General features: G+C 71.7%; 14 protein-coding genes. 8 read left to right on the top strand and 6 right to left on the bottom strand.

Features of this window, described 5'->3' with window-relative positions; all coding sequences use genetic code 11:
* Positions 1–61 precede the first annotated feature (61 nt).
* From mmsB to LL239_RS03825, 4 genes are all read right to left on the bottom strand, one after another.
* Positions 62–1,282 carry a multiple monosaccharide ABC transporter permease gene (mmsB, locus tag LL239_RS03840; RefSeq protein WP_228162125.1) on the bottom strand — a complete coding sequence of 407 codons (1,221 nt, stop codon included), beginning with the start codon at positions 1,280–1,282 and terminating at the stop codon, positions 62–64.
* Between the two features lie 5 nt (positions 1,283–1,287).
* Positions 1,288–2,817, bottom strand: coding sequence for a multiple monosaccharide ABC transporter ATP-binding protein (gene mmsA / locus LL239_RS03835; protein ID WP_228162124.1), 1,530 nt, complete (start codon positions 2,815–2,817; stop codon positions 1,288–1,290).
* Between the two features lie 102 nt (positions 2,818–2,919).
* Positions 2,920–4,032 carry a multiple monosaccharide ABC transporter substrate-binding protein gene (gene chvE / locus LL239_RS03830; protein ID WP_228162123.1) on the bottom strand — a complete coding sequence of 371 codons (1,113 nt, stop codon included), beginning with the start codon at positions 4,030–4,032 and terminating at the stop codon, positions 2,920–2,922.
* 216 nt (positions 4,033–4,248) lie between these two features.
* Positions 4,249–4,833: a nucleotidyltransferase family protein gene (locus tag LL239_RS03825; protein WP_228162122.1), complete on the bottom strand. Its 585-nt coding sequence runs from the start codon at positions 4,831–4,833 to the stop codon at positions 4,249–4,251.
* Between the two features lie 51 nt (positions 4,834–4,884).
* Between LL239_RS03825 and LL239_RS03820 the strand changes: the two genes are divergently transcribed.
* The 4 genes from LL239_RS03820 to LL239_RS03805 are packed head-to-tail and all read left to right on the top strand — an operon-like array spanning position 4,885 to position 8,724.
* Positions 4,885–5,862: an XdhC family protein gene (locus LL239_RS03820; protein ID WP_228162121.1), complete on the top strand. Its 978-nt coding sequence runs from the start codon at positions 4,885–4,887 to the stop codon at positions 5,860–5,862.
* Entirely contained in the window at positions 5,859–7,157 is a 1,299-nt protein-coding gene (locus LL239_RS03815; RefSeq protein ID WP_228162120.1) for an amidohydrolase family protein, read from the top strand. The genes LL239_RS03820 and LL239_RS03815 overlap by 4 nt, the downstream gene beginning before the upstream one ends.
* Positions 7,154–7,780: a helix-turn-helix domain-containing protein gene (locus tag LL239_RS03810; RefSeq protein ID WP_228162119.1), complete on the top strand. Its 627-nt coding sequence runs from the start codon at positions 7,154–7,156 to the stop codon at positions 7,778–7,780. The genes LL239_RS03815 and LL239_RS03810 overlap by 4 nt, the downstream gene beginning before the upstream one ends.
* Entirely contained in the window at positions 7,777–8,724 is a 948-nt protein-coding gene (locus LL239_RS03805; RefSeq protein ID WP_228162118.1) for a PDR/VanB family oxidoreductase, read from the top strand. Before LL239_RS03810 ends, LL239_RS03805 begins: the two co-directional genes overlap by 4 nt.
* Before the next feature lie 34 nt (positions 8,725–8,758).
* Here LL239_RS03805 and LL239_RS03800 read toward each other — a convergent pair whose 3' ends face one another.
* Both LL239_RS03800 and LL239_RS03795 read right to left on the bottom strand, forming a co-directional pair.
* Complete coding sequence (locus LL239_RS03800; protein ID WP_228162117.1) at positions 8,759–9,769, bottom strand: glycosyltransferase; 1,011 nt, start codon at positions 9,767–9,769, stop codon at positions 8,759–8,761.
* Positions 9,766–10,992: a glycosyltransferase family 4 protein gene (locus tag LL239_RS03795; RefSeq protein ID WP_228162116.1), complete on the bottom strand. Its 1,227-nt coding sequence runs from the start codon at positions 10,990–10,992 to the stop codon at positions 9,766–9,768. The genes LL239_RS03800 and LL239_RS03795 overlap by 4 nt, the downstream gene beginning before the upstream one ends.
* A gap of 244 nt (positions 10,993–11,236) precedes the next feature.
* Here LL239_RS03795 and LL239_RS03790 point away from each other — a divergent pair, with 244 nt between their 5' ends.
* The 4 genes from LL239_RS03790 to LL239_RS03775 all read left to right on the top strand — a co-directional run bounded on the left by LL239_RS03790 (position 11,237) and on the right by LL239_RS03775 (position 15,687).
* Complete coding sequence (locus LL239_RS03790; protein ID WP_228162115.1) at positions 11,237–12,421, top strand: glycosyltransferase; 1,185 nt, start codon at positions 11,237–11,239, stop codon at positions 12,419–12,421.
* 257 nt (positions 12,422–12,678) lie between these two features.
* On the top strand, positions 12,679–14,007 hold the full coding sequence (locus LL239_RS03785; protein WP_228162114.1) for an amidohydrolase family protein: 1,329 nt from the start codon (positions 12,679–12,681) through the stop codon (positions 14,005–14,007).
* 7 nt (positions 14,008–14,014) lie between these two features.
* Positions 14,015–14,794 (top strand): ABC transporter ATP-binding protein, encoded by a 780-nt coding sequence (locus LL239_RS03780; RefSeq protein WP_228162113.1) that lies wholly within the window; start codon positions 14,015–14,017, stop codon positions 14,792–14,794.
* A complete protein-coding gene (locus LL239_RS03775; RefSeq protein WP_228162112.1) occupies positions 14,791–15,687 on the top strand; it encodes an ABC transporter permease in 897 nt (298 codons plus the stop codon). Before LL239_RS03780 ends, LL239_RS03775 begins: the two co-directional genes overlap by 4 nt.
* The last annotated feature ends 90 nt before the right edge of the window (positions 15,688–15,777 follow it).

Here is a 15,777-nt window from a genome sequence, read left to right as displayed (position 1 = left end):
CATCATCCCATCGCGGCCGGACGGATGGGGAGCACGGCGATCGGTCGTGCTCCCCATCCGATCAGGCACCGCCGTTGCGTCGCTTGTTGAAGATGTCGAACGCGACGGCCAGGAGCAGCACGATGCCCTTGATCGCCATCTGCCAGGCCGCATCGACGCTGAGGATGGACAGACCCATGTTGAGCACGCCCATCACGAGGCCACCGACGACGGCCCCCACAACGGTGCCGATACCGCCCTGCACGGCGGCACCACCGATGAACACCGCCGCGATGGCATCCAGTTCGTAGTTCTGACCGGCGGATGCCACGGCGCCGCCGGCGCGCGCGGTGCTGACCACCGCGGCGAGACCCGCGAGAACACCCATGTTCACGAAGATGAAGAAGTTGACCCACTTCGTCTTCACACCGCTCATGACGGCGGCGAACAGGTTGCCGCCCATCGCGTAGATGTGGCGACCGAACGTCGTGCGGTTGAGGACGAACGTGTAGGCGAGCACGAGCACCGCGAGGATGATCAGCACGATGGGCGTGCCGTTGTAGGCGGCGATGGTGAACGCGACGGCCATGATCGCCACGACCGCGATCACGTTCTTCAGCCAGAACGACCACGCGACCTCACGCGGCAGCTCGAGACGGCGCAGCGTCGCCCGGGTGCGGAGCTGCTGGACGATGAGGAGGACGCTCGCGACGGCACCGAGCACGAGGGTGAGGCTGTCCCAGTTCCCGACGTAGCCGAGCACGGGCGGGAGCCAGCCCGCGCCGATCGCCGTGAAGCCGTCGGGCAGACCGCTGATCGTGCCGCCGGTGAGCAGCACGAGAGTGAGACCGCGGAAGAGGAGCATGCCGGCCAGGGTCACGATGAACGCGGGTATCCCGACGAAGGCCACCCAGAATCCCTGCCAGGCGCCGACCACGGCGCCGACGATGAGCGAGAGGACGACCGCGACGTACCAGGGCATGCCCCACTGGTTCATCGCGATGGCCGCGATCGCGCCCACCATGGCCACCACCGACCCGACCGAGAGGTCGATGTGCCCGGCGATGATGACCATGACCATGCCGATCGCGAGGATCAGCACGTAGGCGTTCTGCTGGATGAGGTTGTTGACGTTCCCCGGCAGCAGCAGGCGCCCGCCGGTGAGCACCTGGAACAGCACGATGATGATGACCAGCGCGGCGAGGATGCCGAACTGCCGGAAGTTGATGCGGGCGAGCAGGCCGCGTCGGCGCGGGCCGGGTTGCGTCGGCGCGTCGACCGTCTGAGTGGATGCGGTGGCCATTGCTGTCAGTTCCTTCCGGCGGTCATGTGCCGCATGAGCGTCTCCTGCGTGGCATCCGCACGGCTGACCTCGGCCGTGATGCGCCCCTCGGAGATGGTGTAGATGCGGTCGGAGAGGCCGATGACCTCGGGCAGCTCCGACGAGATGACGATGACGGCCTTCCCCTGGGCCGCGAGTTCGTTGATGATGCCGTAGATCTCGTACTTCGCCCCGACGTCGATGCCGCGGGTGGGCTCGTCGAGGATCAGCACGTCGGGTCCGGTGAACATCCACTTCGACAGGACGACCTTCTGCTGGTTCCCGCCGGAGAGGCGTCCGGTGATCGCGGCGACGCTGGGCGCCTTGATGTTCATCTTGTAGCGGTACGAGTCGGCGACCTTGTACTCGCGGTACCGGTCGACGACGCCGAGGCGCGCGAGGCGGGCGAGGGCGGAGGCCGAGACGTTGACCTGGATGTCGCCGATGAGGTTGAGACCGTACTTCTTGCGGTCCTCGGTGGCGTACGCGATGCCGTTCTTGATGGCGGCATCCACGGTGCGCACATCGATCGGCTGGCCGTTCTTGTAGACCTCGCCCGAGATCCCGGTGCCGTACATGCGACCGAAGATGCTCATGGCGAGCTCGGTGCGACCGGCGCCCATGAGCCCGGCGAAGCCGACGATCTCGCCCGCGCGCACCGAGAAGGAGGCGTCGTCGATGACCACGCGCTCGGTGTCCACGGGGTGGTGCACCGTCCAGTGCTCGACGCGGAACAGCTCCTCGCCGATGTCGGGCTCGCGCGGCGGGAACAGGCTGTTGAGGTCGCGGCCGACCATCGCGCGGATGATGCGGCCCTCGTCGGTGTCGGGGTCGTCGCGCCGCATCGTCTCGATCGTCCGGCCGTCGCGGATGATCGTGATGCGGTCGGCGATGCGCAGCACCTCCTTCAGCTTGTGGCTGATGATGATGCAGGTGATCCCCTGGTCGCGCAGTTGATCGATGAGGTCGAGCAGGTGCGCGGAGTCGTCGTCGTTGAGGGCGGCGGTGGGCTCGTCGAGGATGAGGAGCTTGACCTCCTTGGCCAGGGCCTTGGCGATCTCGACGAGCTGCTGCTTGCCGACGCCGAGCTCGTAGATCTTGGTCGCGGGGTTCTCACGGAGCCCCACGCGCTTGAGCAGTTCGGCGGCCGCGGTGTTGGTGGCGTTCCAGTCGATGACCCCGCGGGTGGCCTTCTCGTTGCCGAGGAAGATGTTCTCGGCGATCGAGAGGTAGGGGCTGAGGGCCAGCTCCTGATGGATGATGACGATGCCGGCGGCCTCGCTGTCGTTGATCGAGCGGAAGGCCACCGGCTCCCCCTCGAGGGTGATCGTGCCCGCGAAGCTGCCCGCCGGGTACACCCCGCTCAGCACCTTCATCAGCGTCGACTTGCCCGCGCCGTTCTCGCCGCAGATCGCGTGCACCTCGCCCCGGTGCACGTCGATCGAGACGTCGGCGAGGGCCGGGACGCCGTTGAACGACTTGGAGATCCCCGACATGCGCAGGATCGGTTCGGTCATGGTGTCTCCCTCCGTCGCCGCGCCGGGCGACAGGTAGCTCCGTCGCCGTGGGGCGACGGAGGAAGCGGCGGGGCGGGCGAACCCGCCCCGCCGCAGAATGGATCAGAGCCCGACGTCGGAGGCCTTGAGGAAGCCCGAGTCGATGAGCTTGGACTGCACGTCGTCCTTGACGACCACCTCGGGCGTCAGCAGGTACGACGGGACGACCTTCTTGCCGTTGTCGTAGGTCTCGGTGTCGTTGACCTCGACCTCCTCACCGTTGCGGATCTCCTCGATCATCGTGAAGACGCGGTCACCGAGCGCGCGGGTGTCCTTCCAGACCGTCATGGCCTGCAGACCCTCGAGGATCGCCTTGACGTTGGCCTTGTCGGCATCCTGACCGGTGATGATCGGGTAGTCGGCGCCGGCGGTGTAGCCGGCCGACTTCAGGGATGCCTCGATACCGATGGCGAGACTGTCGTTGGGCGACAGGACGACGTTGACCTTCTTGCCGTCGCCGTAGAACGAGGACAGGCGGTTGTCCATCTCGGCCTGGGCCTTGTCGGACGCCCAGCCCTGGATGCCGATGCTCGCCCACGCGTCGTCGTTGGCGGGCGCCTTGCCACTGGGGACGACGAGCTGGCCCTTCTCGACGTACGGCTGGAGCAGGTCCCAGGCGCCGGCGAAGAAGAACTTCGCGTTGTTGTCGTCGGGGCTGCCGGCGAACGGCTCGAGGTTGAAGGGACCCGCACCGTCCGCGAGGCCCAGCTGCTCCTCGATGAACTGGCCCTGGAGGGTGCCCACCTTGTAGTTGTCGAACGTGGCGTAGTAGTCGACGTTCTCGCTGCCGTTGATGAGGCGGTCGTAGGCGATGACCGTGGCGTTCTGGGCCTTGGCCTCCTGCAGCACCGGGCCGAGCGTCGAGCCGTCGATGGCGGCGATCACGAGGATCTTCGCGCCGCCGGAGATCTGGTTCTGGATCTGGCTGATCTGCTGGTCGGTCTTGTTGTCGGCGTACTGCAGGTCGACGGTGCAGCCGGCGTCGGCGAGCTTCTTCTGGAGCTGCTCGCCGTCGTTGATCCAGCGCTCGAGGCTGCGGGTCGGCATCGCGATACCGACGTTGCACTCGGCGCTGCCACCGGCGTCGCCGCCGTCGGCGGGTCGCGTGGAGCTGCACGCTCCGAGGGTGACGGCGAGAGCGGCGACGGCCGCTCCGGTCAGGATTTTCTTCAGCATTGTGATCTGCGTTCCTCTCTGAACTGCAGGGACCCCCGAGGGTCGCACCCGGCGCCCACCCCGGCGTCGGATCGGGTACGTCCTCGTCCCGGCTTCCTGGTGTCGTCGTAATTATGACGGCTCCGTGAACATATCCCCCGCCGTCAGGATTTGTCCAGGGTCCCGGCGCGCGCAGAATGCAACGAACACATAACGACACCGGGATCCGAGGGCGGATCAGCGCACGTCGCGGTCAGCACCCGACCACAGATCGCCGCACTCGACCGCCTCGGCACCCTGGGCGCGGAGGTAGGGGCGCGCCCCCACGTCGCCCCGGATCTCCGCGGAGAGGGCGTTCCAGTGATCGCGCCCGATCACGACCGGATGCCCGGGCTCGCCGGCATACGCCGCGAACGCCAGCGCCCCGGCGCCCGCGCGGCCCGCGAGACGCGCGACGGCCGCGGCGGGCAGGTCGGGAGTGTCGACCGGCACCACGACGACCGCGGGAGCGGCGGTGGATGCCACGGCCGCCAGCCCCGCGCGCAGAGACGCCGACACCCCCTCGGCCCACGCCTCGGCGTGCACGACGGTCGTCCCCGCGGGGACGAGGCGCCCCGCGGAGTCGGCCGCGGCGCCCAGGACGACGACGACCGGGTCGCACCCGCCTTCGCGCAGCGCCCGCACGGCCCTCTCCACCCAGGGGACGCCGAGGGAATCGCGGGCGAGGGCTTTGGGGCCACCGAATCGCCGACCGGCCCCCGCGGCGAGGACGAGGCCCGCCGGCCTGTCCGCCACGGTGTCGGCGGAGGTCTCGGAGGGCATGGTCACGACAGCGTAGCGTGCGCGAAACACGGCGGGGATACGGTCGCCAGCATGCTCGAACTGGCCGCGGATCTGCTGCCCCTGATCGAACGCGGGGTACCCGTCGCGGCGGTCACGGTGACCCGTGTCGTGCGCAGCGCCCCGCGCGGAGTGGGCGCGACGCTCGCGGTGACGTCCGACGCGCGTGTCATCGGCTCGCTGTCGGGCGGCTGCGTCGAGGGGGACGCCGTGATGCTCGGACTGGACGCGCTCCGCTCGGGCGACGTCCGTCGCGGAAGCTTCGGCTTCACCGGCCCGGACGACGCGATCGTCACCGCCGGACTCGCGTGCGGTGGGGCGATCGAGGTGGTCGCCTACCCGATCGACGGCGACGACGTCCGGGTGCGCGACGCCCTCGTGGCGGCCGCGGCGGGTCGGGAGAGCGCGATCGACCTCGAGCTGACCGACGGGACGGTGCTGGAGCTTCACCGACCGTCGCGCCCTCGGCTCGTCGTCCTCGGGGCGGGTGAGCACGCGGCGGCCCTGTGCCGCGTGGGCGCGGCCGCGGGATTCGCCGTGACGGTGTGCGACGCATGGGCGCTGCTGGTGACGCGCGACCGATTCCCCGAGGCATCCGAACTGGTCGTCGCCACGCCGCACGAGTACCTCGCCTCGCTGGAATCCCCGGACGAGCGCACCGCGGTGTGCGTCCTGACGCACGACGAACGCCTCGATGTCCCCGCGATCCGCACCGCGCTACGGCTCCCGGTGGGGTTCGTCGGCGCCATGGGATCACGGGCGACCGTCGCGCGACGCGCCGCGCTGCTCACGCAGGCGGGGGTGACGGATGCCGAGCTGGGCCGGCTGCACTCGCCCCTGGGCCTCGACCTCGGTGCGGAGACACCCGAAGAGACGGCACTGTCGGTCATCGCCGAGATCGTCGCGGCACGACGCCGCGCGAGCGCCCTGCCGCTGAGCTCGACGGACGGCCCCCTGCACGCCGGCGCCGCGCCCGGATGCGCGCTCCCGGCGCCGGTGATGGCCCGATGACGGCGCTCGTCATCCGCGACGCGGTCGCGGTCGTCGAAGCCGAAGGCCGGGTCCGCACGGGCGATGTCGTGAGCATCGACGGGGTGGTCGTCGACGCGCCCGCCCCCGCCGGCGCGACGGTCGTGGATGCCGGCGGATGCGTCGTGACCCCTGGGCTCGTCAACGCGCACCACCACCTGCTGCAGACTGCGTTCCGGACGCTTCCGGGCACCCGCGGCATCCCGATGCGCGAATGGCTTCCTGCGATGGCGAGCGCGTACGCGGCAGCCGGAGTGGACCCGGAACTGACCGGCATCGCCGCGCGGGCCGGCCTCGCCGAGGCTCTGCTGAGCGGCGTCACGACCGTGGCCGACCATCACCTCACATGGCCCCCCGGAGCCGACACGGTCGGCATGGCCCGCGCCGCCGCGGACGCGGCCGCCTCCCTCGGCGCGCGACTCGCCTTCGTGCGCGGCGCCGCGCGGGACGATCCGCAGGAAGCCGCCCTGTCGGCCGAGGCGATCGCCGCCGCGCTGGTCGACGGTCGCCCCGGGGGCGTCACCGCCGACGGAATGCTGCAGGTCGCGGTGGGTCCGGCGGGCGTGCACAGCGACCCCCGCGAAACGTTCGCGCTGCTCGCGGAGGTCGCGGAACGCCGTGGACTGCGGCGTCGCACGCAGGCGAACGAGGTCGTCGACGTCGAGATCGCCCTGCAGAAGTACGGACGGCGCCCGCTCGACCTGCTCGAGGACTGGGGCTGGCTCGCCCCCGATGTCACCCTCGCGCACCTGTGCGGCGTCACCGACGACGAGATCGCCCGCGTCGCCGCGGCCGGAGTGACCGCCACGCACGCTCCGGGCTGCGACGTGCCGATGGGCTGGGGCGTCGCGCCCGTCGCGAAGCTGCGGGATGCCGGCATCCCGGTGGGTCTGGGCACGAGCGGCGGGGGCAGCAACGACGCGGGCCACCTTCTTGCCGACGCACGTCTGGCCCTGCAGGTCTCGGCGCTCGTGGGACCGCAGCTGGCGGCATCCACCGTGCTGGCCATGGCCACCGCGGGCTCGGCCGATGGGCTGGGACGCCCCGAGCTCGGACGGCTGTCCCCCGGTTCAGCCGCCGACCTGTGCGTGTGGGACGTCTCGGGCGTCGCCGACGCCGGGGTCGCCGACCGCGTCGCGGGGCTGCTGTGGGCCTCGCCCGGTCGCCGTCCGCGCACGGTCGTCGCCGCGGGGCGCGTCGTCGTCGAGGATGGATGCCTCACGACCGGCGACGAGACCGAGATCACCGCCCGACTGTTCGAGAGGGTGGGACGATGACCACCATGGCTCCCGCGATTCCCGCCGACGATCCCGTCACCGGCGACGAACGTCTCGGCGCGCACCTGCGCGGGCTGCGCAAAGCGCGTGGACTCACGCTGACGCAGCTGGCCGAGGCGGCGGCGCTGTCGCACCCCTTCCTCAGTCAGCTCGAGCGCGGCCTCGCGCGCCCGAGCATGGCGAGCCTCGAGCGGCTGGCACGCGCGCTGGGCACCAGCCGCGTCGAGCTCATCGCCGCCTCCGAACCCCCGCGCCCCGACGAGAGCGCGCACCCGACGTTCGTACGCGCCGACGAGGGACTCGTGGGTCCGTACGCCGAGGGCAGCGCACGGATGCTGGCGGAGGGTCCGCGCCGTTTCGAACCGATGGAGTTCACCGGCGCGAACGCCGAGCCCGGCGACCACTACGTCCACGAGGAGGACGAGTTCCTCACGGTGCTGGAGGGATCGATCGTGATCTCGCTCGGCCCCTTCGGCGAGACCACGCTCGACGTGGGCGACTCGGTGTACTGCCGTTCGGGGACGCCGCACCGCTGGCACTCGCCCGGCGGCGCACCGTACCGGCTGTTGATCGTGAAGGAACTGGTGCACGGCGCCCCCGACCCCGGCGAGGGAGACACATGAGCGGTGGTCTGACGTTCGAGGTGACCGTGCGCGAGCGGCGGGAAGCCGCCGACGGCGTCGTCGTGCTCGACCTCGAGCGCGCCGGCAGTGTGCTCCCCCACTGGTCGCCGGGCGCGCACATCGATGTCGTGCTGCCCGGCGGTGTCGAGCGTCAGTACTCGCTGTGCGGTTCGCCGAGCGAGCGCGGCACGTGGCGCATCGGTGTGCTCCGCGAGCGCGAGGGCTCGGTGTGGCTCCACGAGAATGCGCACCCGGGCACCGCGCTGCGGGTCCGCGGCCCCGCCAACCACTTCCTCTTCGCCCCCACCGCCGGCCGCTCGTACGTCTTCGTCGCCGGGGGGATCGGGATCACCCCGATCGTGCCGATGATCGAGGCCGCCGAGGCCGCGGGCGCGGTGTGGACCCTCCTCTACGCCGGCCGCTCCCGCCGCACCATGGCGTTCGCCGACGAGCTCGCCGGCCTCTACGGCGACCGCGTCGAGGTGTTCGCCGCGGACGAGGGTCGCCGACTCGACCTCGACGCGCGGCTGGGCACCCCCGTGGCGCGCGCCGTCGTATACGCGTGCGGCCCCGCCCGTCTGCTGGAGTCCCTGGATGCCACGATGTCGACCTGGCCGCGCGGGAGCCTGCACGTCGAGCGGTTCGAGGCGAAGGTGCTCGGGCCTCCGATCTGGACCGAGCCGTTCGACGTCGACCTCATGATGTCGGGGCTCACCGTGACGGTTCCGCCCGGGAAGTCGATCCTCGACGTCGTCGAGGAATACGGCGCCGTGGTGCCCTCGAGCTGCCGGGTCGGAACATGCGGGACGTGCGAGGTGCCCGTGATCGACGGCGAGGTCGAGCACCGCGACTCCGTGCTGTCGCCGGAGGAGCAGGAGGCGAACCGCACGATGATGCTGTGCGTCTCCCGGGCGGCATGCCCGCGCATCACGATCGAGCTGTGACCCGGTTCTCGCCCTTGGTCTCACCCGCTCGAGGCTAGATCTCCACCTGGCGTCCCAGTCGGCCGGCCCTCGCGTCGCCGACGGCCCGGTGGATGACGCGCAGCGGGCGCCACCGTCGCGTCACGACCGCGCAGCCGACGCACAGCACCAGGAACAACGCCGCGTTCACCACCCGCGCGACGCCCCACCGCCGCCCCGTGCCCAGTTCGCGGTGCACGCGGTTGCGCAGGAAGTAGTACAGCAGCGCCGGGTTGGTCGACAGGAACATCGCCCGCACCTCGAAGCCCGGTGGCATCCACCGCTCCCCGCGAGGGTCGACGACCACCGCGTCGCGCACGTGACCCAGACGCCCGCCGCGCGCGACGATGCGGGAGGTGTACTCGAGGTCGTCGCCGTACAGCACGAAGTCGGCGCGCGGAAGACCGATCGCGCGCAGCACGACCGCCCGCACCAGCAGTCCTCCGTACGGGGCGTACGCGAGATCGGCGCCCACGGCGCGCGGTCTCGACCGGCGCAGGCCCAGGCGCTCGAGGAGACGCCGGGCGAACAGGCCCGCCTCGACCCCCGCGAACGAGATCGCCTCGCGTGGACTCTCGCGCGCGCTCTCGACCACCGAGACCTCGGCGATCGTCGCGGGCTCGGCGTCGGGGACCCGCAGCGGGGCCACCGCCGTCAGGCCGACGCCGGCCTCGCGCAGCACGCGGTCGGCCGAGAGCAGACGCTCCAGCGCGCCGGGTTCGGGCAGGTTGTCGTCGTCGAGGAGCCAGACGTACTCGGTGCCCGCGTCGCGCGCGGCGGCGATCGCGGCGGCGAAGGCCGGCGCAGATCCCTCGTTGCGCGGCATCCGGTGCACGACGATGCGTCCCCCGCTCTCCGCGGCGGCGGCATCGAGCGCGACCGCGGCCGCCGGCGCGGAGCCGTTGTCGACGACGAGGACCGTCGCGACACCGGCCTCGAGCATGCGCCTCACGACCGCGAGGCACGAGTCGTGCCGGGATCCGTAAGTGACCGTCGCGCCGGTGACGGTGGGCCGGGGACCGCTCACGGTCGGCCTCCTCGATAGACATCGGCGAGCGAGCGTCGGAACGCGCCGCCCGAGAACTCGTCCGCGACGGCGGCGCGGGAGCGCAGCGCCTCCCGCCGCGCGGCGTCCGGATCGGCGAGGGCGCGCAGCAGCCCGGATGCGAGCCCGCGCGCGTCGTCCGCGACCGCGAACGCCCGGATGCGGTCGTCGACGATGCCCTCGATCCCGACCCCCGTCGACACCACCGGGATGCCGCGCACCATCGCCTCGACCGTCTTGAACTTCACCCCGGCCCCGGCCCGCAGCGGCACGAGGACGACGTCGGCCGCGGCGTACACCGCGTCGACCGACTCGACGCGTCCGGTGACGACGAACGACTCGGGGCGCGCGGCCGCCGCACGTCGCATACCCGGCGTCGGGCGCGCACCGGCGAAGACGAACCGCGCGTCGGGATGCACCGCCAGCACCAACGGAGCGATGTCGGCCATGGTCCACAGGGCCGCCTCGGAGTTGACCGAGCGATCGAAAGCCCCGACGAAGAGCACGGTCGGCACCGGATCACCCGTGCGCGGCCGGAGTTCCACCCCGTCCGCGAGCGGCGGACGCACGACGACGGCGGGAGTCCCGACTCCGGCGATCCGGCGGACCAGCGCGGAGTCCTTGGCGCTGAAGGTGAGCACGGCATCGGCGTGACGGTAGATGCGGCGCTCGTCACGGCGCACGCTCGCGCGCCGCCATCGGGCGAGCAGGACACGCGGATGCCGGCCCGTCCCCGCGGCGGCGAGGAAACGCTCGTAGCTCTGCAGCACGACGTCGTGGGCGACGACGACGTGGGGCGCCGAGCCCGCCGGGCGGCGGCGCAGCCCGAGCCAACCGGACTCGGTCCACTGGTACTCGACCGCGTCGGCGCCGGCGAGCGCGGCGCGCGCCGCGGCGCTGCGCCGCAGTGCGCGCCGTCGTCGCGCGACCGGGCGCACCGGGAACACGCGCTGCTCCTGCCGCTCGAGGATGTCGACGAGCCGACGAGCGGCCGCCGTGCGCGGGTGGGGGACGGGCACGAGCACGACGTCGACGAGCCCCGCGAGGCTCTCGGCGGCGGCCCGGTTGTCACGGTCGTCGAACGACACGACGGTGACGCGATGCCCGAGTTCGCGCAGCGCGCGCAGATGCCGCAGCAGGTACTGACCGCCCGCGTGCGGGATGCCGTCGTACGGCACGACCGGAGACAGACTGACGATCCGCATGCACCCTCCCCTTCGTGCCGCGCGGTCGGCACGAGTCACCAGCCTGCCGAGCCGCCGACGCGGCCCGGTCGGCATCCGGAACCCGACCGGGCGGGTGAACCGAGGGCAGCAGGGTCGCGACGTCGCGTGTGAACACCGCTCTCCCTGCGCAGACGATGGGGCGACGGCGCCAGGGCAGCGGAAGCGCCCCTCGTACTGTGTTCGCGGCGGCGGTCCCGTCCGCCCGGAGGGAGGGCAGGCCACCGTGAAGATCACCCACCTCCACAGCACGTTCGTCACCCCCTGGGGCGGCGCAGAGGCGTACGTGTTCTCGCTCGTGGCCGCGCAGTGCGCGCGCGGCCACGACGTCGAGATCGTCACGGCGGTCGCGGATGCCGACAGCATCGCGCGGGCGTCCGCGGCAGGCGTCCGGGTGGTCGTGCGCCCGACCTGGCGGCCGTACCCGCCGGATCGGCACGGGTCGTCGCCCCTGTCCCGTGCGCTGTTCCACGCGCTCGACGTCGTCCACGGCGTCATCCGCCCGCGCTCCTATCGGCGCGTGCAGGACGACCGCGACGTGGTGCACGTGCACCGGTTCCAGGGCGTGGGAGCGAGCGTCCTGCGCGCGCTCCGCACCCCGGTCGTCCACACCGCCCACGACTTCTGCCTCGTCGATACGACGTCGACGACCCTCCGCAACGGTGTGCTGCCACCCCGCCTCGACCCCGTCCAACGTTTCCGAGCGCGGGTGGTGGAGATGTCCGCGCGGCGGACGACCGCGATCGTGTTCCCGAGCGAACGGACCCGTCTTCGCCATGCCCAGCTGGGTTTCCGTGCCGGCCGGGCGCTCAGCCGCGTCGTTCCCCACGGGTGGCCCGCTCCGCCGTCGCCCGACCTCGACATCGAGCCTCCTCCGCGACCCCGCTTCGTGTTCCTCGGCCGACTGCAGCAGTCCAAGGGCATCGGTCTGCTGCTGCGCGCGTGGGTCGACGCGCGGCTCGACGCCGACCTGGTCATCGCCGGCGACGGACCGGAGCGGGACGCCGTCCAGGCCGCCGCGGGCGGGAGCGTGGAGTACGTCGGATGGGTGGATGCCGAGGCCAAGGGGGCGTTGATCCGCTCGGCGACGGCGCTGGTGTTCCCCTCGCTGTGGCCCGAGACCTTCGGCCTCGTCATCGCCGAGAGCCTGCTGCTCGGCCGCCCCGTCGTGGCCACACCCGCCGCCGCCGGCGAGCTGGTGGTCGACGGGGAGAACGGTGTCGTGTCGGCCGAGGCCACGCCCGCGGCGTTCTCGGAGGCGCTCCGCCGTCTGGCCGCCGACGCCTCGCTGCTCGAGACGGTCACCGCGGGTGCGGCGGCGAGCGCCGCCGGTCTCGACTTCGACCGGCACGTCGACCGCATCGACGTCATCTACCGCGAGGCGCACGAGGCTTTCGGCGCACGCGCCTGAGCCCTGGCATCCGGCACCGACTGCTCAGCCGGGTCGCGCGCAGAACAGGCGATGAGCCCAGAACGGGGCGATCCGGCCCCACCGCCCTGTTCTCATCGCTCCCCCTGGTTTCGACCCCGACGCGCGCGGGTGCCGAGGTTTGTCACGAGGGTCACGAGCGGGAAATACGGCGGAAACGACCGGTTCCTAGCATCGGAAACAGCCCGGATGTTGGTCACACCAACACTGGAACGCCGCTCCCGACGGCGAAGGCCTCGATGACGTGGCATCCCTTCTCTCACTTCCCGGAGGTCTTCGTGTCCGCCGCACCACCCGCCTCGATCACCGCGATCCGCAACGCGCGTCTGGCCACCGGCGCGCTCGTGGACATCGCGATCGACGGCGAGACGGTCGTCGCGGTGGTCCCGGCCGGAAGCCCGCTGCCCGAGACCGGAGGCGAGACCCTCGACCTCACGGGGTACGTCGTCACCGCCGCCGGTGCGGAGCCGCACGGGCACCTCGACAAGTCGCAGTCGTGGGATGCCATCCGGCCACCGTTCGGCGACCTCGAGCGCGCGATCGAGAGCTGGCACGCCTTCGCGATGACGCTCGACGAAGAGGACACGCTCGACCGGGCCCGGTCCACGGCGCTGCGGATGCTGGCATCCGGGATCACCGCCGTCCGTACGCACGTCGATCTGCTGCACGGCGAGGACGCGCTGATCGGTGTCCGGGCACTCGTGCGACTGCGCGAGGAGCTTCGCGGCCTCATGGACATCGAGCTCGTCGCCCTCGGCGGGCCGACCGTGCCCGACGCGGTGTTCGATGCCGCCCTCGATGCCGGCATCGATCTCGTCGGCGGCGCCCCGCACCTCGCCGACGACCCGGTCGCCGATCTCGAGCGCCTCGTCGCCCTCGCCCGACGCCGCGACGTCGGCATCGACCTGCACACCGACGAGAGCCTCGCGGGCGCCGACACCCTCGCCGCCTACGCGCGGGCCGTCACAGGGTGGCACCGCCCGCGGACCGCGGGCCACTGCGTGCGCCTGAGCATGATGCCGACCGAGGACCTCGCGTCGCTCACGGAGGAGGTGCGCGCCGCCGACATCGGGATCATCGCCCTTCCGATCACCAACCTCTACCTGCAGGGGTGGGATGCCGACCGCGCCGTGCCGCGCGGCAGCGCGCCGATCGGGCGCCTGAAGGCCGCGGGCGTGCGCGTGGCGGCCGGCGGCGACAACGTGCGCGACCCGTTCAACCCCGTCGGCCGCTGCGATCACCTCGAGACCGCCTCCCTCCTCGTCGCCGCGGGGCACCTCGCCCCCGAGGAGGCGATGGACGCCGTCACCACCGGAGCCCGCGACGTCATGGGGCTCCCGGCGGCTGGCCCCGTCCCCGGCGCCCGCGCCGACCTCGTCGCCGTCCGCGCCGACTCGATCGGCGAGGTCGTCGCCTTCGCCTCGGCCGACCGCGTCGTGCTCCACCGCGGACGCGTGGTCGCCCGCACCACCGTCTCGACCCGCATCGCCGCCCCCACCGCCACACCCGCACCGATCGCCGACGCGTCCGCGCCGGCGCTTCCGACCCTCGTCCCGACCGGAAAGTGAGCGTTCTGTGACCCTCGCCTCCCCCTCCCCGGCAGCCACACTCGCGGGTCCCACCGCGCCGCTGCTGGACTTCCGGAACGTCGCCATGACGTTCCCCAACGGCACCACCGCTCTCTCGGGCGTCGACCTCGTCGTCCAGCGCGGCGAGTTCGTCAGCGTCGTCGGCCCCTCGGGCTGCGGCAAGTCGACCCTGCTGCGCATCGCCTCGGGCCTCGAGTCCGCGAGCGAAGGCACCGCGACGGTCAACACCGATCGCATCGGCTACGTCTTCCAGGACGCGACGCTTCTGCCCTGGCGCGACGTGCAGTCCAACGTCGAGCTGCTCGCCGAGCTCAACTGGCAGCCCAAGCGGGTGCGCACCCCGAAGGCGAAGTGGGCGATCGACCTGGTCGGCCTCACCGGCTTCGAGAAGCACCTGCCCAAGCAGATGTCGGGCGGCATGAAGATGCGCGCCTCCCTGGCCCGCTCGCTCACGCTCGACCCCGAGCTGTTCCTCTTCGACGAGCCGTTCGGCGCCCTCGACGAGATCACCCGCGAGCGCCTGAACGACGAGCTGCTGAAGATCTTCGTCGAGCAGAAGTTCGGCGGACTGTTCATCACCCACTCGGTCTCCGAAGCGGTCTACCTCTCCACCAAGGTCGTCGTGATGTCAGGTCGCCCCGGCCACCTCGTCGACACCTTCGAGGTCCCCTTCGACATGCCGCGCGACCCCGAGATCCGCTACACGGGCGAGTTCGCCAAACTCGTCGGCGAGGTCTCCCACGCCCTCCGGGAAGGACACTCATGAGCACCACCTCTGCAGAGCCGGTCGTCTCCGAGACGTCCGAGCCCACGGCATCCGGCCCCGTTCCGCCCGTGGACGCGTCCGCCAAGGCCCCGTCCCGCGGTCGCGGTCCGGTCGCCCGTGCCCTGATCCTCGCGGGCCCCCCGCTCGGCGTCCTCGCCGTGCTCGTGGGCGTCTGGTACGTCGTCTCGGGCGTCCTCAACGCCACCGGCAAGGGCTTCCTGCTCCCGATGCCGCACGAGATGTTCACCAAGGGCTTCTTCGAGCCGCAGGTCAGCATCGACATCTGGACCGCGCTGTTCCGCACCACCGGCGTCGCCCTCACCGGCCTCGCGATCGCGATGGTCATCGGCATCGGGTGGGCCATCGCGATGTCCCTGGCCCGCTGGGTCGAGCGCAGCACGTACGCCTACGCGGTGATCCTGCAGTGCATCCCGATCCTCGCGCTCGTGCCGCTGGTCGGCTTCTGGTTCGGCTACGAGTTCCTCGCCCGCGTCATCGTCTGCATCCTGATCGCCCTGTTCCCGATGGTCTCGAACACCCTGTTCGGCCTGCAGTCGGTGGACAAGTCGCAGCGAGAGCTCTTCCGCCTGCAGAAGGCCAACAAGTGGACGGTGCTCACCAAGCTCACCCTCCCCGCCGCGCTCCCGTCGATCTTCGTCGGCATGCGCACCTCGGCCGGCCTCTCGGTGATCGGCGCGATCGTCGGCGACTACTTCTTCCGCCGTGGCGAACCGGGCATCGGCTCCCTCATCTCCAACTACCAGTCGCGTCTGCAGAGCGCCGAGCTGTTCGCCTCGATCCTCGCGGCGTGCCTCCTCGGCGTGGTCATCTTCGCCTTCTTCGGCTGGTTGTCGAAGGTCGCCGTCGGCCGCTGGTACGACGCAGCGCGCTGACCCCGACGGGCTTCGCCCCGCACCCGCACCGCACAGACTCCGGATGCCACGGCACCGCGCCCTCGGGCGTGCCCGCGGCCGCGGCATCCG

Source organism: Microbacterium testaceum, from assembly GCF_020781835.1.
GTDB classification, from domain to species: Bacteria; Actinomycetota; Actinomycetes; order Actinomycetales; family Microbacteriaceae; genus Microbacterium; species Microbacterium testaceum_H.
Note: the sequence above shows the minus strand (reverse complement) of the source record. Positions and strands in the feature narration are given on the sequence as shown.